Below are 25,471 nucleotides of genomic sequence, written 5' to 3' on the forward strand. Positions count from 1 at the left end.
CCAGCCTTCAGGTACAGGATTCCGTATCATTCGCCCCTGGGAGGCAAATGACGCGGGCGTCAATATGCTGTAGGTTAATTTGACTGGTCGCGGATGCGCCCTGGAAACCCAAACAAGTGGCGCATTCGTCGATGGTGACGAGCGGTGCCGGGCCTCTGTCATGGACGATGAACGCACCATTCGGACGGATGTGGAACTCGCGATCGCGGACGCCGAGTGGCGCCACGAGGTGGCGGAGGCCTTGGGCCGCCAGATCGACGACGGAGAGCTGATCCTGCCCGCTTACAGGGGCGAGGCGGGGACCACCCTGCGCCGCGCCTTCGAGGAGCGTCAGCGGGCCTTCCAGGCGTGGCGCGCCGCCCGCGGTGTTCCCTGACCTCGATTCCGAAATCTTTCGATGGTGAGAGCCTGCACGGCCAGGACTATCAGCGGCCGTGCTCATCGCGCGGCGGTGCGGCTGTTGACCGATCATCTTTTGGCCGCTCGTCCTCCCGACCCGATGCGCGGACACGGCGGCCAACTTCGAACAGCGCCATCTGAAGCAGCGTCCGTTGTCGGAACGTGCCGACGGACTCCAATTTTGCCTCCGCTTCACGCAGAAGCCGCTCGATTTCACGAAGTTCGTCGAGGTCGTTCGGCATAGTAGCTGCCCTACCGTGCGCTCATTAAATAGAAGGGGAGCGACGCGCGGCTAGACGACGCCCGACGAATGGCACGATGGTTTGTAAGGCCGCAGCCTCAGGAGGTTGTGCCGCTTCACGCCAACCATATTTGGCGCTTTTTCTTGCTCATGATCGATAAACCTTATTTAAATCGTTTATCATAAGAGCCCGGTGTCGAGACCATCATCGACGAAGAGTAAATTTTATTTACCGGCAAGAGCCTTCGGCGCATTGAGCAGACCTTGCCGACGCGAATAACGGATTCGACCGTACAACGTAAAGTGACGGCTGTCGCGACGGGTCGATGCCTCGTGGGGCGAGAAAGCGCGAGGGGTGAGCCGAAGGCCTGCATCCGAGCCTTGCGCCAAAAGAACAAAACAGGTACAAAATCCAGCGACGGCGGCGGATTGAGCGCCGTGCCCCTCCCATGCATAAGGATGCCGAGCGATGGCCCAGCCTGCGCTGAAGATGGTGGAATCCTCGACAATGGCAGCAGCGGACAAGGACAAGTCGAAGGCGATCGAGGCTGCGCTGACGCAGATCGAGCGGGCCTTCGGCAAAGGCTCGATCATGCGCCTCGGCAAAGCCGACAAGGTGCAGGAGGTCGAGACCGTCTCGACCGGCTCGCTGGGCCTCGACATCGCGCTCGGCGTCGGCGGCTTGCCGCGCGGCCGGGTGATCGAGATCTACGGCCCCGAATCCTCGGGCAAGACCACCCTGGCGCTTCACACGATCGCCGAGGCCCAGAAGAAAGGCGGCGTCTGCGCCTTCGTCGACGCGGAGCATGCTCTCGATCCGGTCTATGCGCGCAAGCTCGGCGTCAACCTCGACGACCTGCTGATCTCGCAGCCCGATACCGGCGAGCAGGCGCTCGAGATCACCGATACGCTGGTGCGCTCCGGCGCCATCGACGTGCTGGTGGTCGATTCGGTCGCCGCGCTGACGCCCCGCGCAGAGATCGAGGGTGAGATGGGCGAGAGCCAGCCAGGCCTCCAGGCCCGTCTGATGAGTCAGGCCCTGCGCAAGCTCACCGGTTCGATCTCGCGCTCGAACTGCATGGTGATCTTCATCAACCAGATCCGCATGAAGATCGGGGTGATGTACGGCTCGCCCGAGACCACGACCGGCGGCAACGCGCTGAAGTTCTACGCCTCCGTGCGCCTCGACATCCGCCGCGTCTCGACGATCAAGGACCGCGACGAGGCCATCGGCAACAACGTCCGCGTCAAGGTCGTCAAGAACAAGGTCGCGCCGCCCTTCAAGCAGGTCGAGTTCGACATCATGTTCGGCGAGGGCGTCTCGAAGGTCGGCGAGTTGGTCGATCTCGGTGTGAAGGCCGGCATCGTCGAGAAGTCGGGCGCGTGGTTCTCCTACGACAGCCAGCGCCTCGGTCAGGGGCGCGAGAACGCCAAGGGCTTCCTGCGCGACAATCCCGATATCGCGGCCAAGATCGAGGCTTCGATCCGCCAGAATTCCGGGCTCGTCGCCGACCGCATCCTCGAGAACGCCAAGCCGACCGCCGAGGATCTGGACGAGGGCGAGGCGTAAGCCTCCCCGCTCCGCACACACGAAAGAGCCCGCCGCGAGCGATCGCAGCGGGCTTTTTCTTGGCTGAAGACCGGAAATCAGGCCGGATGCTGGGCGTCGAACTCGGCCGCGAACCGGGCGCCGGGCCGGTCCATGCAGCGATCCACCCAGGCATCGATCTCCGGCACACCGGGTTTGCCGAACCAGGCATAGGGTGAGTGCAGCAGCAGATCGGCCGCGGTGAAGCGGTCGCCGAGCAGGTATGGCTTGTCCCTCAGGGTCTCGGCGAGCCGGGCCTTGACCTCGGCGCCGGTGCGGAAGGTCCGGGCCAGGGCGGGGTGGTCGATCCCCACCGCCTCGAAGGTCAGGACCGGCTCGACGACACCGGCATACCATGCGAGCCAGCCGAGATAGGCGCCGCGCTGCGGGTGGCCGGCCGGGATGGCGAGCCCCGCCTTCGGGAACAACTCGGCGAGATATTGGATGATCGCGCTCGATTCCCGCACGAGCACGCCGTCATGGTCGATGAGCGGCACCTTGCCGTCGGGATGGGGATTGCGCGGATCGCGGCGGCCCGATCCGTCCATGCGCGGGATCGACACGACCTCAATGGTCACGTCGTCGAGGGCATCGAGGTCCTTGAGCAGCGCGACGATGCGGGTCGAGCGGCTCCGGGGGGAGTGGAACAGGGTGATCATCGGGGGCCTCCTGCTGGCGGGTTGGCGGGAGACGGTATAGCCAAGCTCACCTGCCAGTTTCCGTCAGTTGGGCGATGGCGCGGACCGACCGACTCTTCCGTCTGCTGCACACCATGCGGATGCTGCCCCAGCCGGCCACGGCAGCGCGGCTCGCCGCGGAGACCGGCGTGTCGCTGCGCTCCCTCTATCGCGACATCGACAGTCTGCGGGCCGCCGGAGCCCGGATCGAGGGCGAGCGCGGCTACGGCTACCGGCTGATCGAGGACGTCGCGCTGCCGCCGCAGAGCTTCGACCGGCTTGAGATCGAGGCGCTGGTGCTGGGGCTCGCGGAAGTTCGCCACATGGGCGACCCGGCCCTGGCCGAGGCGGCGGCTTCCGTCCTGGCCAAGGTCGCCGCGACCCTGCCGGACCGCGCCGAACAGCACCTGCTCCACGCCGTCTCCCTGGTCCACCGGTTCGACCGGCGCTTCCCCACGATTCCCGACATGGAGACCATCCGGGCCGGGTGCTGGCGCGAGGAGGCGCTCGCCCTTCGCTACGCCGACAAGGACGACACGGTGACCGAGCGGACCATCCTGCCGCTCTCCATCGTCTATCTCGACAACAAGATGACGCTGCTGGCGTGGTGCTGCCTGCGCGAGGCCTACCGCATGTTCCGCCTGGATCGCATCCGCGAGGTACGGGCGACCGGCACCAGCTTCAGGCCGCGCCGCGTCGCACTGCTGCGCAGCTACCTCGCCGAATTGAGGGCCGGCCGGCGGGGACCGGAGCCAGTCGGCCCTGCGCATGACAAGCCGACGTGACTCGCACAGCTTCGGCCCGTATGAGGGCGCGAGACTTGTGCCGTGCTGTCCTCAGCCGGCCCCCCGACGCGACTTGATTTCCGAGCCTATCCGATGAGCGGCGTCAACGAGATCCGATCGACCTTCCTGGATTACTTCCGGGATGCCGGGCACGCGGTGGTGCCTTCGTCCTCGCTGGTTCCGAAGAACGACCCGACCTTGATGTTCACGAACGCCGGCATGGTGCAGTTCAAGAACGTCTTCACCGGGGTCGAGAAGCGTCCCTACGTCAAGGCGACCTCGTCGCAGAAATGCGTCCGCGCCGGCGGCAAGCACAACGACCTCGACAATGTCGGCTACACCGCCCGGCATCACACCTTCTTCGAGATGCTCGGCAATTTCTCCTTCGGCGACTACTTCAAGGCCGATGCGATCGAACTGGCCTGGAGGCTGATCACCAAGGAATTCGGGCTGACGCCCGAGCGCCTGCTGGTGACGGTCTACGCCGATGACGACGAGGCCGCCGGCCTGTGGAAGAAGATCGCCGGCTTCGGCGACGACAAGATCATCCGGATCGGCACCTCCGACAATTTCTGGCAGATGGGCGATACCGGCCCCTGCGGCCCATGCTCGGAGATCTTCATCGACCAGGGCCCGACGCTGGCCGGCGGCCCGCCCGGCTCTCCCGACGAGGACGGCGACCGCTTCCTCGAATTCTGGAACCTCGTGTTCATGCAATACGAGCAGGTCGAGCCGGGGGTGCGCAATCCGCTGCCCCGGCCCTCGATCGATACCGGCATGGGCCTGGAGCGGATGGCGGCCATCCTCCAGGGTGTCCACTCGAACTACGACACCGACCTGTTCCGCGCGCTGATCGATGCGGTGGCCCACGCCGTCTCCCGTGCCCCGACGCTGGAGACGCGGGCCTCCTACCGCGTCATCGCCGACCATCTGCGCTCGACCTCGTTCCTGATCGCCGACGGCGTGCTGCCGTCCAACGAGGGCCGCGGCTACGTGCTGCGGCGGATCATGCGCCGGGCCATGCGCCACCTCGAACTGCTCGGCGCCCGCGATCCGGTGATGTACCGCCTCGTTCCCGCGCTGGTACGGGAGATGGGTCAGGCCTTCCCCGAGCTGGTGCGCAGCGAGGCGCTGATCTCCGAGACCCTGCGGCTGGAGGAGGGGCGCTTCCGCAAGACCCTGGAGCGCGGGCTGGCCATCCTCGATACGGAGAGCCGCGACCTGAGCGCCGGCCAGAACCTCTCCGGCGAGACCGCCTTCACCCTCTACGACACCTACGGCTTCCCCCTCGACCTGACCCAGGACGCGCTGAAGGCGCGCGGCATCGGCGTCGATACCGCCGCTTTCGACGCGGCGATGCAGCGCCAGAAGCAGGCGGCGCGGGCCGCGTGGCAGGGCTCGGGCGAGGCCGCCACCGAGACGGTCTGGTTCGGCATCAAGGAGCGCACCGGCGCCACGGAATTCTTGGGCTACGAGACCGAGGCTGCGGAAGCCGTGGTCGGCGCGGCCCTGCGCGAGGGCGGTGAGGTCGAGGCCCTGAAGAGCGGCGAGAGCGGCCTCATCGTCGTCAACCAGACCCCGTTCTACGGCGAGTCCGGCGGTCAGGTCGGCGATACCGGCACGATCAGCGGTCCCGGTCTCAAGGCGCGGGTGACGAACACCGAGAAGAAGCTCGGCGACCTGTTCGTGCATCACGTCACCGTCGAGGAGGGCACGCTTGCCGTCGGCGCCGCCGTGGAGATGAAGGTCGATCACGCCCGCCGCGCCGCGATCCGCGCCAACCACTCGGCGACGCACCTCCTGCACGAGGCGCTGCGGCAGGTGCTCGGCGATCACGTGGCGCAGAAGGGGTCGCTGGTGGCGCCCGAGCGTCTGCGCTTCGACATCAGCCATCCGAAGCCCATCGACGAGGCGGAGCTGAACCGCGTCGAGGAGATCGCCAACGCCGTCCTGCTGCAGAACGCGCCGGTCGTCACCAAGCTGATGGCGGTGGACGAGGCGATCGAGTCCGGCGCCCGCGCCCTGTTCGGCGAGAAGTACGGGGACGAGGTCCGCGTCGTCTCCATGGGCCGCCCCGTCGATGACGAGGGCCGCGAGGTCGAGGGCGGACGCCTGCCGAACTTCTCGATCGAGCTGTGCGGCGGCACCCACGTGTCGCATCTGGGTGAGATCGGCCAGATCACCGTGCTCGGCGAGAGCGCGGTCGGCGCCGGCGTGCGCCGCATCGAAGCGATGACCGGCAACGCCGCCCGCCGCCACCGCGCCACCGAGAGCCGCACGCTGAGCCAGCTCGCCGGACTGCTCAAGGCTCCGGTCGCGGACGTGCCGGACCGCCTCGCCGCTCTGATCGAGGAGCGCCGCCGGCTGGAGAAGGAGCTGACCGACGCGCGGAAAAAGATCGCCATGGGCGGCGCTGCCGGCGGCGGCGACGAGGCCCGCGAGGTCAACGGCGTGAAGCTGATGGCCCGAGTGGTCGAGGGCGTGGAGATGCGCGACCTCAAGGGTCTCGCCGACGAGGGCAAGAGCCGCCTCGGCTCGGGCATCGTCGCCATCGTCGGCGTGGCCCCCGACGGCAAGGCCGGGCTCGTGGTCGGCGTCACCGAGGATCTGACGGAGCGCTACGACGCGGTCGGCCTCGTGCGGGCCGGCGCCGGCCATCTCGGCGGCAAGGGCGGCGGCGGGCGGCGTGACATGGCCCAAGCCGGCGGCCCGAACGGCGCCGGCGCCGAGGCGGCGCTGGCGGCGATCACCGAGGCGCTCGCCGCCGCCTGAGGCTAGGCGCCGCCGGCGTGAAAGCCGGTTGAGAAAAATGTCGGCGCTCACGGAACGGTGAGGCGGGCCGCGACTTTGTAGGCCGCGATCCCCTCCCTTCTTCGGCCGAACGTTCCTTATCGCGCCCCGGCACCGGTGCCGTGCCGCCGGCGGACGGAAGGCCAACCGCCTGTGACCCGATGAAACTCTTCCGCTGCCAATCCTGCGACAACGTCCTGTATTTCGAGAACCGCAGCTGCGGGCGCTGCGGCCATCGGCTCGCCTACCTGCCGCAGCTCGGGCGGATCTCGGCCCTGGAGCCCACGGGCAGCAACAATGCCTGGACGCCGCTGGCGGCGCCGGACCGGCCGAGCTTCTTGTGCACCAATGCCGAGCACGACACCTGCAACTGGCTGGTGCCGCCCGGAACGACCGACGCCTTCTGCCTCGCCTGTCGCCATAACGGCATCGTGCCGGATGTGAGCGACCCGGTGAATCTGCACCGCTGGCGGGAGATGGAGCACGCCAAGCACCGGCTGTTCTACACGCTGCTGCGCTGGAACCTGCCGCTCAAGACCCGCGCCGAGGATCCCGAGCACGGCCTGATCTTCAACTTCCTGGCCGACCCGCCCGATGCCAGCGCGCCGAAGGTGATGACCGGACACGAGAACGGCATCATCACCATCGCGCTCATCGAGGCCGATCCCGCCGAGCGTGAGAAGCGCCGCACCTCCATGGGCGAACCTTACCGCACCCTGCTCGGCCATTTCCGCCACGAGGTCGGCCACCATTACTGGGACATCCTGGTGCGCGACGCCGGCAAGCTGGAGCCGTGCCGGGCGATGTTCGGCGACGATTCTCAGGATTACGGCGAAGCGCTGCAGCGCCACTACGATCAGGGGCCGCCGCCGAATTGGCAGGAGAACTTCGTCTCGGCCTACGCCACCACCCACCCCTGGGAGGATTTCGCCGAGACCTGGGCACATTACCTGCACATCGTCGATACGCTGGAGATGGCCAGCGCCTTCGGGATGCAGGTGAAGCCGAAGGCCGACGTCCAGGGCGAACTGGCCGCGCATGTCGATTTCGACCCCTATCAGGCCGAGACCATCGAGCAGATCGTCGATGCGTGGCTGCCCTTCGTCTTCGCCATGAACAGCGTCAGCCGAGCCATGGGCGAGGGCGACCTCTACCCCTTCGTGCTCGCGCCGGCGGTGGTGAGGAAGCTCGGCTTCATGCACGACCTCGTGCACGGCCGGGTGTAGGAAGCACGTCGGTGTCGGCGGGGCCGGGTCAGGCCCGGCCCGCATCCGCCGAAAGCATGGCAGGATCGATCCCGATCGCCTTGAGCACCTGATCGTACTTGGTGCCGAGGCCCGGATCGAAGATCAGCTCCGGGTCGGCCGGGCAGTTGAGCCAGCCGTTGGCGAGGATCTCGTTCTCGAGCTGGCCCGCCTGCCACCCGGCATAGCCGAGCGCCAGCACGGCGTTCGAGGGGCCCCGCCCGTCGGCGATGGCGCGCAGGATCTCGACCGTGGCGGTCAGGCAGACGCCCTCGTCGATCTGCAGCGTCGATTGATCGATGTGGAAGTCGGCGGTGTGCAGCACGAAGCCGCGCTTCGCATCCACCGGCCCGCCCATCAGCACCTGCATGTGGCCGACACGCTCGCGCAGGCGGATCGCATCGTCCTCGCTGGCGATGTCGAGCTGGATCAGCAGGTCCGGCATGCTGAGATCGGTCAGCGGCTTGTTGACGATGATGCCCATCGCCCCGTCCGCCGAATGGGCGCAGAGATAGATCACCGAGCGGGCGAAGCGCTCGTCACCGATGCCCGGCATGGCCACGAGGAATTGGCCGTCGAGATAGGCCGGATCTCTGAGCGAGGGGGTGGGTCTCTGCATGGGCCTGTGCTGAGTGAGCCTCACGACATGCGGGCCATCCCGTCTGTCCGCGAGAAGGAAAGCCCGTCGCCGGGCGTTCTGCACAGCACTCTAATCGCCCTGCAGGCATTGATCCATAAGCCAAAGCCGCGCGTCGGGCGAGCCTGCCTCGACAGGGGCCCTGGGCGAGGCTAACGGTTCAGCGCACATGCGAGGAGACCACGGATGACGATACAGGTCGGCGATCACCTGCCCCAGGTCACCTTCCGGATAGGCGGGCCGGACGGTCCCCAGGCCCGGACCACCGATGACGTGTTCAAGGGCCGGCGGGTCGTACTGATCGGGGTGCCGGGCGCCTTCACGCCGGCCTGCCACCGCAACCACCTGCCGGGCTTCGTCGCCAAGCGCGACGAGATCCTAGCCCGCGGCGTCGATGCGATCGCCGTGACCTCGGTCAACGACATCTTCGTGCTCAATGCGTGGCAGCAGCAGAGCGGGGCCGAGGGCATCGAGTTCCTGGCCGATGGCAATGCCGAGTTCGCCAAGGCAATCGGCCTCGAGATGGACGGCTCCGGTTTCGGCCTCGGGCCGCGCTCCCAACGCTATTCCATGCTCGTTGAGGACGGCGTGGTGCGGCTGCTCAATGTCGAGGATTCGCCGTCCAAGGCGGAGATCTCCGGCGCCGAGGCCCTGCTCAAGGTCCTCTGACCGTCCTTTTACGACCCTCCCTCGCAAGGGGAGGGTCGAAGCGGGGTTCTACCCCTCCCAGCCGTAATCCCGCGCATCCGTCGCTTTGCGATGGAAGCTGAGCCGCCGGTCGTATTCGAGGGGATCCTTCGGCTGCACCAGGGCGCCCGGCGGCACGTTCAGCCAATCGACGAGACGGGTCAGCATGAAGCGCATGGCCGCGCCCCGCGCCAGCACCGGCAGCGCGGCGATCTCGGCGGGCTCCAGCTTCCGCACCGCGTCGTAGCCCGCGATCATCGCCCCCGCCTTGTTCCGGTGGAAGGTGCCGTCGGCATCGAAGCACCACGCGTTGAGGCTGATCGCCAGATCGTAGGCGAAGGCGTCGGTGCAGGCGAAGTAGAAGTCGATCAGGCCCGACACCGCGTCGCCGATGAAGAAGACGTTGTCGGTGAACAGGTCGGCATGGATCACGCCGGAGGGCAGGCCCTGCGGCCATGCGGCTTCGAGGAGATCGAGGTCGGCGCGGGTGCGCGCCGCCAGCCCGGGCGCCACCGTATCGGCCTGCGCCTCCGCCTGGGCGAAGAGCGGGCGCCAGGCGGCGACGGACAGGTTGTTCTCCCGCACCATCGGGAAGTCGCGGCCGGCGGCGTGCAGCCCGGCGAGGGCGGCGCCGAGGGCGCGGCAATGCTCCGCGCTGGGATGGCTGAGGGACACCCCCTTCAGGAAGGTCACGATCGCCGCCGGGCGGCCGCAGAGGCGCCCGAGCGCCGTGCCGGCGCGGTTCCGCACCGGCAGCGGGCAGGCGAGACCCGCGCGCGCCAGATGTCCCATCAGGTTGATGAAGAACGGCAGGTCCGCCTCGCTGACCCGCTTCTCGTAGAGGGTGAGGATGTAGGTGCCGGTGCCGGTCTGCAGGAAGAAGTTCGAGTTCTCGACGCCCTCCGCGATCCCCTTGTAGGAGACCAGTTCGCCGAGGTCGTACTCGCTGAGGAAGGCGCGCAGCGCCTCGTCGGAAACGTCGGTGTAGACCGCCACGGATGCCGCTTCGTCGGTTCGCGCAAGAGAAAGGGGCGCCGGTGGCGCCCCTGGGATCGTTCGGGCCGCCTCGAAGCGGCCGGCGCAGACCGCCCTACTCGGCGGCCTCGCTGCGCAGCTCGCGCGGCAGCGGGAAGGACATGTCCTCGACGGTGACCGAGACCTGATCCACCGTCACGTCGAAATGCGCGGCGAAGGCGTCGATGATCTCCTCCACCAGCACCTCCGGCGCGGAGGCACCGGCGGTGAGGCCGAGGCGGCGCACATCCTTGAACGCCTCCCAGTCGATCTCTTCGGCGCGCAGCACGAGGCGGGTGATCGGGCAACCGGCGCGCTCCGCCACTTCGCGCAGGCGCTGCGAGTTCGAGGAATTCGACGAGCCGACCACGATCAGCGCATCGACCCGCGGCGCGACCTCCTTCACCGCCTCCTGGCGGTTGGTGGTGGCGTAGCAGATGTCGTCCTTGTGCGGGCCGTGGATGCCCGCGAACTTCGCCTTCAGCGCCTCGACGATGTGCTTGGTGTCGTCGATCGACAGGGTCGTCTGCGTCACCCAGGCGAGTTCCTGATCGGCCGGCGGGGTGAGCGCGTCGATCTGGTCGATGTCCTCGACCAGGGTGATCGAGCCCTTGGGCAGCTGGCCCATGGTCCCGACTACTTCCGGGTGGCCGGAATGGCCGACGAGGAGGACGTGGCGCCCGCGCTTGTGATGGATCTCGGCCTCGCGGTGGACCTTGGTCACCAGCGGGCAGGTCGCGTCGATGGTGGTGAGGCCGCGGGCATCGGCGTTCTGCGGCACGGTCTTGGCGACGCCGTGGGCGGAGAAGATGACCGGCGCGCCGCTATCGGGCACCTCGTCCAGCTCGCGCACGAATACGGCGCCCTTCCGCTTCAGCGTCTCGACCACGTATTTGTTGTGGACGATCTCGTGGCGCACGTAGACCGGCGCTCCGTAGATCGCGAGGGCGCGCTCCACCACGTCGATGGCACGGACGACACCCGCGCAGAAGCCGCGGGGGGCGCAGAGCAGGATTTCCAGTGGCGGCTTTTCGCCCGTCACGGCCGGCTGCGGGACCCGGTTCGGGTCGGCGGTCAGGTTGATGGTGTCGGCGCTCATGATCCGGCGGATGTGGAGAGGGATGGCCGGGTCTGTCAACTGCGGCCAGCCCGAAAGCCGCAACAGGTTTGAACCTGTCCTTACACGCCAGATAGCACATTCGGCGCGCTGCGTGACCCCCACCATCTGTTCAAGCGTCCGACGCAGGGCTCGGTGTGGCCTCGACGCCCCTTGGCCGAGGCCGACGCCGTGATCGGTCAAGTGGCCTGCCGAGTAACCGGCCATGTGACGAACGACACGCGAATCACCCTCGCGATGACGGGACTGGCGGGCTAAGGGGAGGCCATCCCCTTCACGGAACCAGCGAGGCATCGGGCTTTCATGGCGAGTGCCGCGGACCACGCAAGCTTTCTGCCGCCGGTGCTGACCTTCCTGTCGGCGGCAGTGATCGGCGTGCCGCTCGTGCGGTTGCTCGGCCAGAGCGCGGTGCTCGGCTATCTCGTCGCGGGCGTGGTGATCGGCCCGGCGGGCTTCTCCCTGATCGCCGAGCCGGAGACCGCCGCGAGCGTCGCCGAGATCGGCGTGGTGCTGCTGCTCTTCATCGTCGGTCTCGAACTGGAGATTTCCCGGCTGGTCTCGATGCGGCGGGACATCTTCGGCCTCGGCACCGCCCAGCTCGCCCTCTGCGCCCTGGTGATCGCGGGCGCGGCCTTCGCCTACGGCCTGACGCCGGCCGCCGCGGGGGTGGTCGGCATCGCCATCGCGCTTTCGGCCACCGCCGTGGCCCTGCAGCTACTGGAGGAGCGGGGCGACCTCGGCAGCGCCTATGGCGGACGCTCCTTCGCCGTGCTCCTGTTTCAGGACATCTCGGTGGTGGCGATCCTGGCGCTGCTGCCGCTGCTGGCCTCGGCCGGGGCTACGCCGAAAGACGGCTGGCTCGACGAGGGCCTCCGCTCCACCGCGCGCGCCGGGGTGGCGGTGATCGGCGTGGTGGTCGTCGGGCGCTACGGCCTCAATCCGTTCTTCCGCCTGCTCGCGGCGGCGGGCGGGCGCGAGGTGATGACCGCGGCCGCGCTCCTCGTCGTGCTCGGCACCGCCCTCGTCATGGAGAAGGCCGGGCTGTCCATGGCCATGGGCGCCTTCCTCGCGGGCGTGATGCTGGCCGAGTCGAATTTCCGCCACCAGCTGGAGGCCGACATCGAGCCATTCCGCGGCATGCTGCTCGGTCTGTTCTTCATGAGTGTCGGCATGTCGATCGACGGCGGGTTGCTCACCAACCACTGGGCGGTCCTCATCGCCACGACGGTGGCGGCGATCGCGGTCAAGATCGCGCTGATCGCCGGGCTGTTCCGCCTGTTCGGCTCGCCCTGGCTCGATGCCCTGCGCGGCGCGGCGGTGCTGGCGCCGGCAGGCGAATTCGCCTTCGTGATCCTGCCGGCGGCCGGCGACCTGCACATCCTCGGCTCGGACGTGACCCGCTTCTGCGTGGCGCTCGCCGCCCTGACCATGCTGGTGGGGCCCATCGCCGCCAAGGGGCTCGATTCCGTGATCGCCCGGCGCCCGAAAGGAGCCGAGCCGCCCTCCGACGTGGGCGAGGCGCTCGAATCCGGCGAGACCCGGGTGCTGGTGGTCGGCTTCGGCCGCTTCGGCCAGATCCTGGCGCAGGTGCTGCTGGCGGAGGGCATCAACATCACCGTCATCGACAAGGACGTCGAGCAGATCCGCGCCGCGACGAGTTTCGGCTTCCGCATCTATTACGGCGACGGCACCCGGCTCGACGTGCTGCGCGCCTCCGGTCTCGCCAAGGCGGAGCTGATCTGCGTCTGCATCGACGACCCGCAGGCGGCCCTGAAGATCGTCGACATCGTCCACGAAGAATTCCCGAACGTGCGCAGCTACGTGCGGGCCTACGACCGGACCCATGCCATCGAGCTGATGCACCGGGACGTGGACTTCCAGCTCCGCGAGACCGTCGAATCCGCCCTCGGCTTCGGCCGCGCCACCCTGGAAGGCCTGGGCCTTCCCGCCGAGGCGGCGGCCCGCCGGGTCGAGGATGTGCGCAAGCGCGACGTCGCCCGGCTGGTGCTGCAGCAGGCCGGCGCGATGCCGGACGGCAGCGGCTGGCTGCGCGGCGCGCCGGAGGTGCGGCCGGAGCCGCTCACGGCCCCGAAGAGCCCCTCGCGGGCGCTCAGCGCCGAGACGCGCGGCCTGATCGAGTCGCAGCCCCATGAATCGGCCGCCCGCGCCCTCGAACCCGAGGACGCCGAGCCGGATGCCTGAGGCCCGCTCCGGCGGAAGGGCCGGCGAGGCGGCGAGCGCGGCGCGCTTCGTCTCGGGTTCGATCCTGCGCCACGTCCTGGTGATGAGCGCCACCGGCTCGGTCGGGCTGGTGGCGATCTTCGCCGTCGATCTCCTGTCCCTGTTCTACGTCTCGAAGCTCGCCGATCCGGCCCTCACCGCCGCCGTCGGCTTCGCCTCGATCGTCCAGTTCTTCGCCGTCGCGATCAATATCGGCCTGATGATCGCGGCCGGCGCCCTGGTGTCCCGGACAATCGGCGCGGGCGATCCCCTGGGCGCCCGCCGGATCGCCACCTCCATCACCGTCCACGGCCTCATCGCCGCCGGCCTGCTCGCCGCGCTGCTCCTCGCTCTGCTCGACCCGCTGCTGGGAGCGATCGGCGCCGAGGGGCACACCCTGGAGGTGGCCAAGCGCTATCTCTGGATCAGCCTGCCCTCGAACCTGCTGCTGGGGCCCGGCATGCTGTTCACCGGCCTGTTGCGAGCGGTCGGCGCGGCTCGGGAGGCGATGTTTGTGACCCTCGGCGGCGCCGTCGTCACCATCTTCGTCGATCCGCTGCTGATCTTCGGGTTCGGCCTCGGCGTCGACGGCGCGGCCCTGGCGGTCTGCATCGCCCGCGTGACCTTCATCGCCGTCGGCTGGGCGGGGGTGCGGCGCTACCGGCTGCTGCAGGCGCCGAGCCTCGGGGCCATCCTCGGCGACCTGCCCCTGGTGGTGCGCATCGCCCTGCCCGCCGTGCTCACCAACCTCGCGCCCTCCGTCGCCCGCGCCTTCGTGGCGCATGCCCTGTCCGGTTTCGGCCCTCCGGCGATCGCCGGCAACGTCGTGATCGACCGCCTCGCACCGGTCGCCTTCTGCGGGCTGTTCGCGATGTCCGGCTCGATCGGTCCGATCCTCGGCCAGAACTGGGGCGCCGGACGCTTCGACCGGATGCGGGCGGTGCTGCGCGGCGGCGCACTGGTGACGGCGGTCTACGTTCTGACGGTCTGGCTGCTGCTCGTGCTCGCCCGCCATCCGCTCGCAGGGGCCTTCGAGCTCGATGGCGTGGCGGCCGAGTTGTTCGTGTTCTTCTGCCTCGTGAGCGGGCCGGTCTGGTTCTTCAACGGCCTCCTGTTTCTCTCCAATGCCTCGTTCAACAATCTCGGCTTTCCCTTCGTCTCCACCCTGCTCAACTGGGGCCGGGCCACGCTCGGCACGATCCCGCCGGCGCTGGCGGGAGCGGCCTGGTACGGCCCGGAGGGGGTGATCGCCGGAACGGGCATCGGCTCCATCGCCTTCGGCCTGACCGGGCTCACCCTCGCCTTCCGCGCCGTCGGACGGCTGGAGCGGGGCGTGCCGCCCGAGGCGAAGCCGGTCCTCGACGGATCGGCGGCCGACGAAGCGGTGCAGGCGGCCCCGTCGAGCGGCATGTCGCTGCAAGGGAATGCTCTCGATAGCGCCCGGTGACGATCCGCAGGAACTTCCGGAGAAATCGGTTGGTAGCCGGGCTTTCGGCTGGCCAGGTCGGCGCCGATGCGACACACTCACCGTTTGAGGCCGTTCCGGCGAGCCTCCGGGTGTGAGCGTCGACGGTCCACCGGGACGCGCCGTCCGGGACGGGGATTGGGGCACGTCATGCAGCCGTTGTCATGACGAGGCCCGGAAGCGTCCGGCATCCGGAAACGATGCTGTTCGCGCGAGGCGCCCGGCCATGTACACCATGTTCGACATCCTGCAGGGCCAGGGGGACGCGAGCGTGCGCGCGTTCGGGCAGCAATTCGGTCTCACGCCGGAGCAGACGCGCCGGGCCATGGAGGCCCTGCTGCCGGCCCTGACCATGGGATTGCAGCGCAACGCCGCGACCGACCCGATGGGCCTCGCCCGGCTGTTCGGCCTGAACCAGCCGGGGTCGGCGCAGCCGACCGGCGCACCCGATCTGCTGACGGGCCTGTTCGGCTCCCCCCTGCTGGGCCCGGCGGTGATCCAACAAGCGGCGGCGGCCAGCGGCGTCGGTGCCCAGGCTCTGCGCCAGATGTTGCCGATCATGGCCGGCATGATCGTCGCCGGCATCGTGCACCTGCTGCTCAACGCTCCCGCCCAAGCCACCGCCGCCGAGCCACCGCCCTCCCCTTATCCGGTCGGCACCTTGTGGACGGACTGGCTCAACGGGCTGAGCGCGGCGGCCGCCCAGATGGCACCGCCCGCATCGTCGCCGACGCCGAGACGGCCGGAGCCCCGCACCGCGCGGCGGAAGGTGGAGGCGTCCCCGGCGCCGGACGCGTCCAAAGCCTCGATGGAGGTGATTCAGCAGATGCTCCAAACCGGCGCCGAAGTTCAGGAACAGAACGTCAAGGCGATGAAGGAGGTGTTCAACGCCTTCTGGAGCCCGTCGAAATCCGATTCCGCCCCGTCGGGCGCCGTCTCGCCCTCGCCCGCCCCGCCGCCGGCCTCGTCAGAACCTGAGCAGGCGGTGTTCCGCTCGAAACGGCGGCCGGACGGCAAAACCTGACGATCGGACGCCCCGTTCCAAGAGTGGTTGCGCGGACAACCGACCGTGACAGCGAGCGAACCGCCGCGCAGCCTTATTCCGACGTGGGGAAATTGATCGCCTTCGGAAACGCCTCGATGATCGCGGCTCCGAGGATCCGCATCGCTCCGATCGTGATCAGCGCCACGAAGGCACAGACCAGCCCATACTCGATGGCCGTCGCGCCGCCCTCCTCCCGGGAAAAGCCGAGAGCGGCCCTGCGGAGCGACGTGGCGACATGCGCGAATCGCCGGACGGAAGAGAGCGAACCCACGGCACATCGCTCCGGGACCGTTGCAATCGGCCGATCCTGCCGATCCAAACTTGCAACGAGCTTAAGGGCCTCACGATCTTTTTCCTGACCGATGCCCCGCTCTCCGGCCCGCCATCACGTGGCTTGGATCGGAGAGCTTCAAACCTTGCTCCCGTTCGAAATCCCATCGTTGAGGCGCCGCGCTACCGCGCCCGACGCCGCGCCTCCACGGGGCCTTCGGACTGCGGGGCCGGCGGCATGCCGCCGCCGGCCGGGTCAGTCAGGCCTTGCCGGTTTCCTTGCGCAGCGCATCGATGCGCTTGGAGGCTTCCGCCTTATCGAGATCGGCCTCGAAGGCCTCCGGCGCCTTGGCTTGCTCGGACAGGGTCTTGAGGTAAGAGGCCTGCGCGCCTGTCATCGGCTCGGCGCCAGTGGTCCATTCATCGGGATCCTTGATCCGGTTCGACTCATCGGTCGGATCGGATTTGGGATTCTCGGCCGCCTTCTGGTCCTTGGTCGTCTGACGCGTCATCGACACACCCACTCGTTCACGGAATGTTCCAGGCAGTTCATCCATGAACGCGGGATCGGCGGCGAGGTTCCGGACGCGCGTCGCGCCCGGAACCCATGAACCCGGCTTCAGGCCGCCGCCGCCCGCGGCTGCACCTCGGCGAGGTAATCGTCCATCAGCGCCTTGGTCAGGCTGCCGGGCGTGAAGCGGTAGGGTCCGATCTCGGCCACCGGCGTCACCTCGGCGGCGGAGCCGGTGATGAAGCATTCCGAGAAGCCCGCCATCTCCTCCGGACGGATGCGCCGCTCGATCACCTGGATGCCCCGGCGCTTGGCCAGCTCGATCACCGTCTGGCGGGTGATGCCGTTGAGGAAGCGGTCGGCCTGGGGCGTGTGGATCACGCCGTCGGCGACGAAGAACACGTTGGCGCCGGTGCATTCGGCGACGTTGTCTTCCCAATCAAGCATCAGGGCGTCGGCATAGCCCTTGTTCTCGGCGCGGTGCTTGGAGATCGTGCAGATCATGTAGAGGCCGGCCGCCTTCGAGGTCGAGGGCGCCGTGCGCGGATCGGGCCGGCGGTAATCGGCGATGTCGAGGCGGATGCCCTTCATCTTGGTCTCGGGATCGAAATAGCTCGGCCATTCCCAGGCGGCGATGGCGAGATGGATGGTGTTCTTCTGCGCCGCGACGCCCATCATCTCCGAGCCGCGCCAAGCCACCGGGCGCAGATAGGCGTCCTGCAGGCCGCTGGTCGCCAGAACATGCGCCTTGGCCGCCTCGATCTCATCGACCGAGAACGGAATCTCGAAGTCGAGGAGCTGGGCCGAGCGGCGCAGGCGCTCGGAATGCTCGCGGCTCTTGAAGATCCGGCCGCCATAGGCCCGCTCACCTTCGAACACCGCCGATCCGTAGTGGAGGCCGTGGCTGAGCACGTGGATCTTCGCCTCGCGCCACGGCACCATGGCGCCATCGAACCAGATCGTGCCCTCGCGCTCGTCGAACGGGATGACGGACATCTCTTGACATTCCTCTGCGCGGCCTCGGCGAAAACGGGGTCGCAGGATGGAGTATGGACCGGCGCGCGGGCGCATGAACGAGGCAGCGGCGGCTGGACCGGCAGGGTTGACGGGTACCAACGGGGCTGAGATATGTCAACAACACTGACTTATCTTCCGCCCCCCCGCGATCCGCCGCCGACCGAGGTATTCACGACGTGAATCGTGCGATGACGTCAGAGGCCGACCCGGCGCCGCAGGCTCCCGGCGAGCTCTCCGCTCCCGCCCGCTCCGCCGAGGGCGGCGACAGCGACGACCTGATCGAATTGCTGTTCTTCGCCTATCGCGACTTCGTCGGCGATCCCGACCGGATCCTGGCGCAGTATGGGTTCGGGCGGGCGCATCACCGGGTGCTGCATTTCGTCGATCGCTACCCCGGCCTCACCATCGCCGAACTCCTCGATATCCTGCGCATCACCAAGCAGAGCCTCAACCGGGTGCTGAAGGACTTGATCGATCAGGGCTATATCGAGCAGCAGACCGGCACCAGCGACCGGCGCCAGCGGCTCCTGTTCTGCACCGAGAGCGGCCATGCGCTGACCGCCGATCTCACCCGCGTGCAGGTGCGCCGGATCGTGCGGGCCCTCGATGCGCCGGCCGATGCCGGCGACGAGGGCGGTCGCGATGCCCGGGCGGCCTCGGCCCAGGACTTCCTCCTCGCCATGATCGAGCCCAACGAACGCGCCGCCATCCGCCGCCTGATGGCGCGCCGCGCCACGGGACGCGCCTGATGACGGCGGGCCCCGCCCTCAGGCCGCGGCCGGAGCTTCCGGACCATGCGCCCCACATCCTGCTCGTCGATGACGACCGGCGGGTGCGCGAGCTGCTCTCCCGCTTTCTCTCCGAGCAGGGGTTTCGCGTCACTGCCGCCGCGAACGTGGCCGAGGCGCGCCTGCGCGGTCAATGCTTCGTATTCGACGCCCTCGTCCTCGACGTGATGATGCCCGGCGAGAGCGGCTTCGACTATGCCCGATCGGTGCGGGAGACCTCGCGGGTGCCGATCCTGATGCTGACCGCCCGCTCCAATCCCAACGACCGGGTGACCGGGCTGGAGATCGGCGCCGACGACTACCTGCCCAAACCCTTCGAGCCGCGCGAATTGATCCTGCGGCTCAACAACATCATCCGGCGCCACACCGCCGCAGCGGAGGCGCGCTTCTCCGGCGAGGGCTCGGTGAGCTTCGGCCCCTTCACCTTCCGGGCCGACCGAGGCGAATTGCGGCGCGACAACGAGGCGGTGAAGATCACCGAGAGGGAGCGCGAGATCCTGACCATCCTGGCCCAGGCCCGCGGCGGCAATGTCGAGCGCGAGACCCTGGCCGGCAATGGCGGCTTGGCGGCCGAGCGCACCATCGACGTGCAGATCAACCGCCTGCGCCGCAAGATCGAGCCGGATCCGGCCAATCCGAGCTTCCTGCACACGGTGCGCGGCGTCGGCTACCGCCTCGCCATCGATTGAGAATGCCCATGGCGGGTCCCGCCGGCCTTTCCCCGACCGGATCCCGCCGAGCCGGCGCGCTCCTCGGCACGTTCGGCCGGGTCCGCAAGATCTGGCGGCGGGTGAGCCGGACCATCGGCGACGCCTTGCCCAAGGGCCTCTACGCCCGCTCGCTGATCATCATCATCGCGCCGATGGTCCTGCTCCAGTCGGTGATCGCCTACACCTTCATGGAGCGGCACTGGCAGCTCGTGACCCGCCGTCTCTCGGCGGCGGTGACGGCGGACGTCGCCGCGCTGATGGACATCTACGAGTCCTATCCGCAGGACAAGAACGGCGAGACGCTGGCGCGGATCGCCGGCGAGCGGCTGAACCTCGACGTCGACATCCTGAAGGGGGCCAAGCTGCCAAGTCCGGGGCCGCGTCCCTTCTTCTCGATCCTCGACGAGGTGCTCTCGGACGAGATCCGGCGCCAGATTCGCAGGCCGTTCTGGATCGACACGGTGGGCCGCTCGAACCTGATCGAGATCCGGGTGGCGATCCCGGAAGGCGTGCTGCGGGTCACCGCCCGGCGCAACCAAGCCTACGCCTCGAACTCCCACATCTTCCTGCTGTGGATGACCGGCTCCTCCCTGGTGCTGCTCGGCGTGGCGATCCTGTTCCTGCGCAATCAGATCAAGCCGATCCTGCGCCTCTCGGCGGTGGCGGAAGGGTTCGGCAAGGGCCGCGACATCGAGTTCAAGCCCCGGGGCGCCCGCGAGGTGCGGCAGGCGGGCCATGCCTTCATCGAGATGAAGCGCCGCATCGAGCGGGCGATGGAGCAGCGCACGACGATGCTCAACGGCGTGAGCCACGACCTGCGCACCATCATCACCCGGTTCAAGCTTTCGCTGGCCCTGGTCGAGCAGACGCCGGAGGTGGAGGATCTCCAGCGCGACGTCGACGAGATGAGCCGGATGCTGGAGGGCTATCTCGCCTTCGCCCGCGGCGATTCCGCCGAGACCGCCACGGAAACCGACATGCGGACCCTGCTGGAGGATCTGCGCAGCGACGTGGAACGGCTCGGCGCCCATGTCGAGGCGGTGGAGATCGAGGGCGATCCGTTCGTCACCGTGCGCTCCGACGCGATGCGCCGCTGCCTGTTCAACCTCGCCGCCAACGCCGCGCGCTACGCCGATACCGTCGCGATTTCGGGCAGGCGAGAGCATCGCTCCTTCCTCGTCACCATCGACGACGATGGGCCCGGCATCCCGCCGGAGAGCCGTGACGAGGTGTTCAAGCCGTTCGTGCGCCTGGACGATGCCCGCCAGGATGCCGGCGGCTCGGGGCTCGGCCTCGCCATCGCCCGCGACATCGCCCGCGCCCATGGCGGCGACGTGGCGCTCCACGACAGCCCGCTCGGCGGGCTGCGGGCGACGGTGCGGATCCCGGCCTGACATCGTATTTTCTGGAAACGCGAAGCCGGAGCGCCGAGATTCTGAGCCGGCGGGAGTTTCCTCCGGCGGAACGGCGATGCTAAGACCACCTCGCATTATTCTTCGGGCCGCGTCGCGGTCCCTTCGAACGCGAGTGACGTCGAATGAACCCGCTGGTGCCGCTTTTCGTCGTGCTGCTGCTCCCCATCGGGGCGATCTGCACGCTGCTCTACACCGACACCGGAATCGAGCCGGCTCTGTTCTGGGCCGCCGTGAAGACCTTCGCGATCCTGTTCGCCGTGGCCGGCGGCATCTCCTTCGCCGCCAGCCGCCTCGCCGAGCGTTCCCACGGCTGATCGTCCTCGCCGGCCGGAGGGGGGACGGGGTCGCGCCGCACATCGTTCCCCCTTTCGGCCAGCAGGATTTCCCGTCGCCGCCCCTATCGTCGAGGCGGACATCAAGGCCCTGCGCGACGGCCACCACGGCTGCACGCGGGCCCTCGGCCTCCCGCCGCTGCGGGAGGCGGTGACACGGGACATCCACCGGCGCCAGGGTGTCGAGGTCTCACCCGATTCGGTGACATCGTGCCGGGCGGCAAGGTCACCCTATTGATGGCGATATGGCGGGTCTGGCTGGCCGCAAGCTCGCGGTCAATTCGCATTACTGCGTCAACGCCGTCACGCCAATGGGCTGCCCTCGATGGCCCGCAGGATTGCGTCACGGACATGGTCGCCGAGTTCGACCGCCGCCGTAGCCTTGTCGTCGATGGCGTGAACCGCCTGCCCGGCCTGCCCTACGCGCACTCCACCGACAACATCGCCCGCACCCTGGTGCGCATCGGACGGTTCCTGTCGGAGCGCTCACCGGCCGGACCCAAAAGGATTTAGCGCATAGCGCCGCCAGATCTCGAAAGATCTGCCTCCGAATCGAGCATCACGGGATAATCTCGGCCTTTCTCGATTTTTCATGCATCCGAATTCGCAGCTCGGACGTTACCGGCCCATGCTTCGCTGCGCTTGAGTTCGTAGCGGACGTCCCAATGACGGAGATGCTGGAATGAAGATGAAAACCCTTCTCGCCGCTTCGGCCATCGCCCTTGCCCTGCCCGCGGCCGCTCAGGCGCAGGGCACCCTCCGCGGCGCCGAGCGCGGTGCCCAGGAAGGCGCGGACGCTGCTGGGCCGATCGGTGGGATCGTGGGCGGTGCCGTCGGCGCGGCCACCGGGACCATCGGCGGCATTCTCGGCGTCGATGATCGTCCGCGCTTCCGCTCCTATGTCCGCGAGCGCAACGTCCGTTCCTACGATTACGACGGCCGCGTCGTCGTCGGATCCACCCTGCCGTCCTCGGGCGTGACCTATTACGAGGTTCCGGATGAGTACCGCGTGGCCCGTGGCACCCGTTATACCGTCGTGAACGATCGCCCGGTGCTGGTCGACGGCCGTCACCGGATCATCGAAGTGCTCGACTAACCCATCCCCTCGATGCGCCGCCCGCGAAGGGCGGCGCCATCCGGCCCCGGCATCCCATGCCGGGGCCGTTTGCCATGAGCCGGGCCTGCCCGAGACGCAAGAATGCGATGCGCAGTGTTCGTGACCCGGAGTATCCGTTCCCTCGAGAACCGGCAGCCGCCTAAGCTGAAGAAGAGCCAGGCAACGCTCTTTCTGTTCGCTCGTTAAAGGTGGCAGACACCTTCGCGCTTGACCAGGACTGGCGATGAGCGGCCCGAACACCACCCCCGAGGCATCCCCCGAAACATCACCGCTGCCGGAATCGGTTCGCGATCATCTCGGCCACGAACTGCGCGGCGTTCTCACCGAAGCAACGCCGGAGCCCCGCTTTCTCGGCGACGAACCGACCGTGCCGGAAAAGTTCGAGCCGCAGATCCGTCGTCTGGAAACCCGCCTGAAGACCCACGAAGAGGGAACGGAAGCGGTCGAGCATGCCCTCGACCGAATCCTCGATGCCTTCGGCGTCAGGCCGAACGACACCGACAGCACCCAACGGTAGCAGCGCCTTACGCTCTGCGGCTGGCCAGAAGGTCGCGGATTTCCGTCAGCAGCTTCACATCGGTCGGCACCTCGGCGACGGGTTGCGGCTTGGCCTCCTCCTTCGACTTCAGCGTATTCATGGCGCGGATCACCATGAACAGTACGAAGGCGATGATGGTGAAGTTGACGGCGAGTGTCAGGAACTGACCATAGCCGACCACGGCTCCGACCTTCTTCGCTTCGGCATAGGGCATGCCCGGCTGCACCTTGGACGACAACGGGATGTAGTAGTTCGAGAAATCGAGACCGCCGGTGATGGCGCCGATAATCGGCATGATGACGTCCTGCACCAACGAGTTGACGATGGCACCGAAGGCGGCGCCGATGATGACACCGACGGCCAGATCCACCACATTGCCGCGCAACGCGAATTTCTTGAACTCTTCCAGCATTCGGTAGTCCCCTCTCGGTCCGGCGCAAGCCTGTGCGCCGCCATGGGAAGCTAGAGCGCTCGGCTCAGAAGGGGATGTCCGACGGGACGGGCTTGCATGCCGACCGCCAAAACGGCGCAAGGTCGAGAGCAATCCTCACACCCTTGGACGCATATCGGCACACTCGACATGAGCGACGGCACGCACCGGATATATCCGCCGATACAGAAGCATAAAACGAGCGTCTTCGTTGGGAAGCTTGACCTCAAAACTCAGGTCGGAACTTGGTTGGCAGTAAAGGGGAAAAATTTAGAAACAAATTCCCTGGTCTGCACAGCCAATTTGCAGGGCTTCGGCGGCCAGAAGCCGACCGGTTCCGCTTCCCGTTTAGAACCAGTTCATTTTTCGACTGCTACCGAATCGACACCACACGAACGATTCTGCGTAGCCTGAGGTCCCCTTTCGGATGGCCGACGACCTGACTCACACCCATTTGCCAGAATATCCCGCAGAAAACCGGGATGAAGCAGCAAGGGCTGTGCCCCGGCATCTGTCGCTCGCCCTGCGCGACTACTTCGATCTCACGGGGCAGGCGCCTCTGCCGAACCGGCTCGCCGACCTGTTGCGACAGTTCGAGGACGCACTCGCCGCCCATGGCGGCCAAGTGGAGGCCCTCTTTCGCGACGAACTCGTCAAGGCATTGCCGATGCTACGCACCTTCGCGATCTCCCTGACCGCCAACCCGACCCGGGCCGACGACCTCGTTCAGGAGACCATGGCCAAGGCTTGAGCCAACAGGACCCGGTTCACGCCGGGCACGAACTTCACGGCGTGGCTTTTCACCATCCTGCGCAATCAGTTCTACACGGAGATCCGCAAGGGGCGCCGCGAGGTCGAGGATGCCGATGGCGTCCATGCCGGCACACTGACGGCCCATCCCGATCAGGAGCATGCGGCGGGGTTGCGGACGGTGCTGAACCTGATCGGCACGCTTCCGCTACCCCAGCGTCAGGCCCTGCTGCTCGTGGGCGCCGAAGGCTTCACCTATGAGGAAGCGGCGGAACGGCTCGGCTGCCAGGTCGGCACCGTCAAAAGCCGCGTCAGCCGCGCCCGCGCCTTCCTGATCGAATCCTTCGAGGGCCTGCCGGATGGGTTGCTGGCGGCGCGGGCATGATCCTGCGCCGCTTGGTACGGTTTTCAGTCAACCGTCTCGGGTTTTGCCGCACACCGTCATCGCGAGCGCCAGCGAAACGATCCAGAGGGGCCACCCAATCCGGACAGCGCGCCGCACCGGATTGCCACGGCTCCGCCTCGCAATGACGGAAGGAACGACCGAAGCATTGAACCGAGGCTCGCATCCCCCGAACGCGGAGCGTCGGCTCTTCCCTTTCCTCTCAGACCCAATCCGGTCGATCCCTTCGGGATGGCGGATTCGAGCTTCGCTCAGACGCCGCGCGGGCTGGTTGATACGGGACCCGCTCCGATCAAGCGGATCCCGTCGCAGAATGAGCCGTTCATTCCCCTTCGGGAGGTGTAATTCCTCAACGAAGTTTGTCCTGATTTCGGGGGCCGCCCGAGGGACCTCCTCAATCGAATTTAACTCGACTCTCTTAGAACATTGCCCTTGCGTGCTGCTGCTCTCAAAGAACTTTGACTTTGATGACAATCGGCCTCTGCAGCCCTCCTAGTCGCGCGCTCATGCGTTCGGCACGATAGCACAACGTAGGGCTCTCCTGCGCTCCGATGAGGGGCGGAGCTTGGGGAGTTGGCGGGCTCCCATGAGGCTGCACTCACGCCAGCGTAAGGCCATCTGAGTGCAAGGGGACGCCAGGGACGGATTGCGGCACCCAGGGCGACCGGTTTCGACACCGCCACGGCCCGAACTTGCTCGCTGCGCCGGATCGATCGGGGCCTCGACATCTCCCGACGAGCTGGGTCGGCTTCAACCACAACGTCGAACCTTGTCGCGCATCCGCGGCGGGACCGCAGGCTCCGCGACGTCGTCCGGGACGCGGCCCCATGACAATTCGTTCGCACTTCGCCGGCCTGGTTGAGCAACCCAACCGCCGGGATGGGGGCCGCGCAAGAATGATCGGAGAAGCCGGGCGTGCCCCCCACCCTCCGGCGGGATAAATTCTCTAGAAAGCCTGTCCTGATTTTGGCGTGCGCTGAAGGCGCGCTCTCAACAAAGTTTGTCTCGATTGCCAGAGAAGGCTGAACTTCGTGGGGTTTGTCGCGATCAGGCCAGCGCGTCGCGGCTGCACGGAGGGCGTGAACGGGGCCTTCCGAACGCCTCTGGCAGCCCCCGTCTGGCCCGCCTCCGGTGACGGACGGGATGCGCTGGGTCGAACGCGCCTCCACGAGCGTCCGCGAGCCCAGGAGCCAGGCGCGGAAGCGATCTGTCGGCCGCGCTCGGTCGGGACAGGAGCCGTGACTGACCCCGCTTCACGAACCCGAAAAGGCCGTCGTGCCT

At 67.7% G+C, this 25,471-nt stretch carries 26 protein-coding genes and 1 pseudogene; 18 read left to right on the forward strand and 9 right to left on the reverse strand.

The window, feature by feature from the left end:
• The first annotated feature begins 160 nt into the window (after positions 1-160).
• On the forward strand, positions 161-376 hold the full coding sequence (locus MZTS_RS07060) for a hypothetical protein (protein ID WP_009862991.1): 216 nt from the start codon (positions 161-163) through the stop codon (positions 374-376).
• Positions 377-425: 49 nt separating this feature from the next.
• On the opposite strand, the gene MZTS_RS07065 is transcribed toward MZTS_RS07060, so the two are convergent.
• A complete protein-coding gene (locus MZTS_RS07065) occupies positions 426-641 on the reverse strand; it encodes a hypothetical protein (RefSeq protein WP_192282836.1) in 216 nt (71 codons plus the stop codon).
• Positions 642-1,130: 489 nt separating this feature from the next.
• Here MZTS_RS07065 and recA point away from each other — a divergent pair, with 489 nt between their 5' ends.
• A complete protein-coding gene (recA, locus tag MZTS_RS07070; protein WP_378741895.1) occupies positions 1,131-2,210 on the forward strand; it encodes a recombinase RecA in 1,080 nt (359 codons plus the stop codon).
• 77 nt (positions 2,211-2,287) lie between these two features.
• On the opposite strand, the gene MZTS_RS07075 is transcribed toward recA, so the two are convergent.
• Positions 2,288-2,887 (reverse strand): glutathione S-transferase family protein, encoded by a 600-nt coding sequence (locus tag MZTS_RS07075; protein ID WP_192282840.1) that lies wholly within the window; start codon positions 2,885-2,887, stop codon positions 2,288-2,290.
• Between the two features lie 74 nt (positions 2,888-2,961).
• On the opposite strand from MZTS_RS07075, the gene MZTS_RS07080 reads away from it, so the two are divergent.
• The 3 genes from MZTS_RS07080 (at position 2,962) to MZTS_RS07090 (ending at position 7,706) form a co-directional block, all read left to right on the forward strand.
• The gene (locus MZTS_RS07080) at positions 2,962-3,690 is read left to right on the forward strand and encodes a helix-turn-helix transcriptional regulator (RefSeq protein WP_192282842.1); all 729 of its coding nucleotides are present in this window, start codon (positions 2,962-2,964) and stop codon (positions 3,688-3,690) included.
• A gap of 93 nt (positions 3,691-3,783) precedes the next feature.
• On the forward strand, positions 3,784-6,462 hold the full coding sequence (alaS, locus tag MZTS_RS07085) for an alanine--tRNA ligase (protein ID WP_192282844.1): 2,679 nt from the start codon (positions 3,784-3,786) through the stop codon (positions 6,460-6,462).
• Between the two features lie 179 nt (positions 6,463-6,641).
• Positions 6,642-7,706, forward strand: coding sequence for a zinc-binding metallopeptidase family protein (locus MZTS_RS07090; RefSeq protein WP_192282846.1), 1,065 nt, complete (start codon positions 6,642-6,644; stop codon positions 7,704-7,706).
• A gap of 28 nt (positions 7,707-7,734) precedes the next feature.
• Here MZTS_RS07090 and MZTS_RS07095 read toward each other — a convergent pair whose 3' ends face one another.
• On the reverse strand, positions 7,735-8,343 hold the full coding sequence (locus MZTS_RS07095) for a YqgE/AlgH family protein (protein ID WP_192282848.1): 609 nt from the start codon (positions 8,341-8,343) through the stop codon (positions 7,735-7,737).
• Between the two features lie 204 nt (positions 8,344-8,547).
• Between MZTS_RS07095 and MZTS_RS07100 the strand changes: the two genes are divergently transcribed.
• Positions 8,548-9,030 carry a peroxiredoxin gene (locus MZTS_RS07100; RefSeq protein WP_192282850.1) on the forward strand — a complete coding sequence of 161 codons (483 nt, stop codon included), beginning with the start codon at positions 8,548-8,550 and terminating at the stop codon, positions 9,028-9,030.
• Positions 9,031-9,078: 48 nt separating this feature from the next.
• Here MZTS_RS07100 and thrB read toward each other — a convergent pair whose 3' ends face one another.
• Together thrB and ispH are read right to left on the reverse strand one after the other, a co-directional pair.
• Positions 9,079-10,044 carry a homoserine kinase gene (thrB, locus tag MZTS_RS07105; RefSeq protein ID WP_192282852.1) on the reverse strand — a complete coding sequence of 322 codons (966 nt, stop codon included), beginning with the start codon at positions 10,042-10,044 and terminating at the stop codon, positions 9,079-9,081.
• A 94-nt stretch (positions 10,045-10,138) separates the two neighbouring features.
• Positions 10,139-11,161 (reverse strand): 4-hydroxy-3-methylbut-2-enyl diphosphate reductase, encoded by a 1,023-nt coding sequence (gene ispH / locus MZTS_RS07110; RefSeq protein ID WP_192282854.1) that lies wholly within the window; start codon positions 11,159-11,161, stop codon positions 10,139-10,141.
• 321 nt (positions 11,162-11,482) lie between these two features.
• On the opposite strand from ispH, the gene MZTS_RS07115 reads away from it, so the two are divergent.
• The 3 genes from MZTS_RS07115 (at position 11,483) to MZTS_RS07125 (ending at position 15,888) form a co-directional block, all read left to right on the forward strand.
• Positions 11,483-13,381, forward strand: coding sequence for a monovalent cation:proton antiporter-2 (CPA2) family protein (locus tag MZTS_RS07115; RefSeq protein WP_192282856.1), 1,899 nt, complete (start codon positions 11,483-11,485; stop codon positions 13,379-13,381).
• Entirely contained in the window at positions 13,374-14,846 is a 1,473-nt protein-coding gene (locus MZTS_RS07120) for an MATE family efflux transporter (RefSeq protein WP_192282858.1), read from the forward strand. Before MZTS_RS07115 ends, MZTS_RS07120 begins: the two co-directional genes overlap by 8 nt.
• Before the next feature lie 244 nt (positions 14,847-15,090).
• Positions 15,091-15,888, forward strand: coding sequence for a DUF937 domain-containing protein (locus tag MZTS_RS07125; RefSeq protein WP_192282861.1), 798 nt, complete (start codon positions 15,091-15,093; stop codon positions 15,886-15,888).
• Positions 15,889-15,961: 73 nt separating this feature from the next.
• Here the strand turns inward: MZTS_RS07125 and MZTS_RS07130 are convergent, their stop codons facing one another.
• The 3 genes from MZTS_RS07130 to MZTS_RS07140 all read right to left on the reverse strand — a co-directional run bounded on the left by MZTS_RS07130 (position 15,962) and on the right by MZTS_RS07140 (position 17,686).
• A complete protein-coding gene (locus MZTS_RS07130; protein ID WP_192282863.1) occupies positions 15,962-16,180 on the reverse strand; it encodes a Flp family type IVb pilin in 219 nt (72 codons plus the stop codon).
• Between the two features lie 259 nt (positions 16,181-16,439).
• Positions 16,440-16,691 (reverse strand): DUF3072 domain-containing protein, encoded by a 252-nt coding sequence (locus MZTS_RS07135; RefSeq protein ID WP_192282887.1) that lies wholly within the window; start codon positions 16,689-16,691, stop codon positions 16,440-16,442.
• A 107-nt stretch (positions 16,692-16,798) separates the two neighbouring features.
• The gene (locus MZTS_RS07140) at positions 16,799-17,686 is read right to left on the reverse strand and encodes a branched-chain amino acid aminotransferase (protein WP_192282865.1); all 888 of its coding nucleotides are present in this window, start codon (positions 17,684-17,686) and stop codon (positions 16,799-16,801) included.
• 197 nt (positions 17,687-17,883) lie between these two features.
• Between MZTS_RS07140 and MZTS_RS07145 the strand changes: the two genes are divergently transcribed.
• The 7 genes from MZTS_RS07145 (at position 17,884) to MZTS_RS07175 (ending at position 22,586) form a co-directional block, all read left to right on the forward strand.
• On the forward strand, positions 17,884-18,456 hold the full coding sequence (locus tag MZTS_RS07145; protein WP_192282867.1) for a MarR family winged helix-turn-helix transcriptional regulator: 573 nt from the start codon (positions 17,884-17,886) through the stop codon (positions 18,454-18,456).
• Positions 18,456-19,184: a response regulator gene (locus MZTS_RS07150; RefSeq protein WP_192282869.1), complete on the forward strand. Its 729-nt coding sequence runs from the start codon at positions 18,456-18,458 to the stop codon at positions 19,182-19,184. The genes MZTS_RS07145 and MZTS_RS07150 overlap by 1 nt, the downstream gene beginning before the upstream one ends.
• 8 nt (positions 19,185-19,192) lie before the next feature.
• Positions 19,193-20,599: an ATP-binding protein gene (locus MZTS_RS07155; RefSeq protein WP_192282871.1), complete on the forward strand. Its 1,407-nt coding sequence runs from the start codon at positions 19,193-19,195 to the stop codon at positions 20,597-20,599.
• 143 nt (positions 20,600-20,742) lie between these two features.
• Positions 20,743-20,934 (forward strand): hypothetical protein, encoded by a 192-nt coding sequence (locus MZTS_RS07160; RefSeq protein WP_192282873.1) that lies wholly within the window; start codon positions 20,743-20,745, stop codon positions 20,932-20,934.
• A 369-nt stretch (positions 20,935-21,303) separates the two neighbouring features.
• The gene (locus MZTS_RS25655; RefSeq protein ID WP_009861379.1) at positions 21,304-21,465 is read left to right on the forward strand and encodes a hypothetical protein; all 162 of its coding nucleotides are present in this window, start codon (positions 21,304-21,306) and stop codon (positions 21,463-21,465) included.
• Between the two features lie 169 nt (positions 21,466-21,634).
• Positions 21,635-22,048, forward strand: coding sequence for a DUF1236 domain-containing protein (locus tag MZTS_RS07170; RefSeq protein WP_192282875.1), 414 nt, complete (start codon positions 21,635-21,637; stop codon positions 22,046-22,048).
• A 244-nt stretch (positions 22,049-22,292) separates the two neighbouring features.
• Complete coding sequence (locus MZTS_RS07175) at positions 22,293-22,586, forward strand: hypothetical protein (RefSeq protein ID WP_192282877.1); 294 nt, start codon at positions 22,293-22,295, stop codon at positions 22,584-22,586.
• 7 nt (positions 22,587-22,593) lie between these two features.
• Here the strand turns inward: MZTS_RS07175 and mscL are convergent, their stop codons facing one another.
• Complete coding sequence (gene mscL, locus MZTS_RS07180; RefSeq protein ID WP_009864584.1) at positions 22,594-23,019, reverse strand: large conductance mechanosensitive channel protein MscL; 426 nt, start codon at positions 23,017-23,019, stop codon at positions 22,594-22,596.
• Between the two features lie 96 nt (positions 23,020-23,115).
• On the opposite strand from mscL, the gene MZTS_RS07185 reads away from it, so the two are divergent.
• Both MZTS_RS07185 and MZTS_RS07190 read left to right on the forward strand, forming a co-directional pair.
• Entirely contained in the window at positions 23,116-23,451 is a 336-nt protein-coding gene (locus MZTS_RS07185) for a hypothetical protein (protein WP_192282879.1), read from the forward strand.
• Positions 23,452-23,464: 13 nt separating this feature from the next.
• Positions 23,465-24,172 (forward strand): annotated as a pseudogene (locus MZTS_RS07190) (sigma-70 family RNA polymerase sigma factor).
• Positions 24,173-25,471: the final 1,299 nt, after the last annotated feature.

This window comes from Methylorubrum zatmanii, assembly GCF_014845115.1.
Taxonomy (GTDB): domain Bacteria; phylum Pseudomonadota; class Alphaproteobacteria; order Rhizobiales; family Beijerinckiaceae; genus Methylobacterium; species Methylobacterium zatmanii.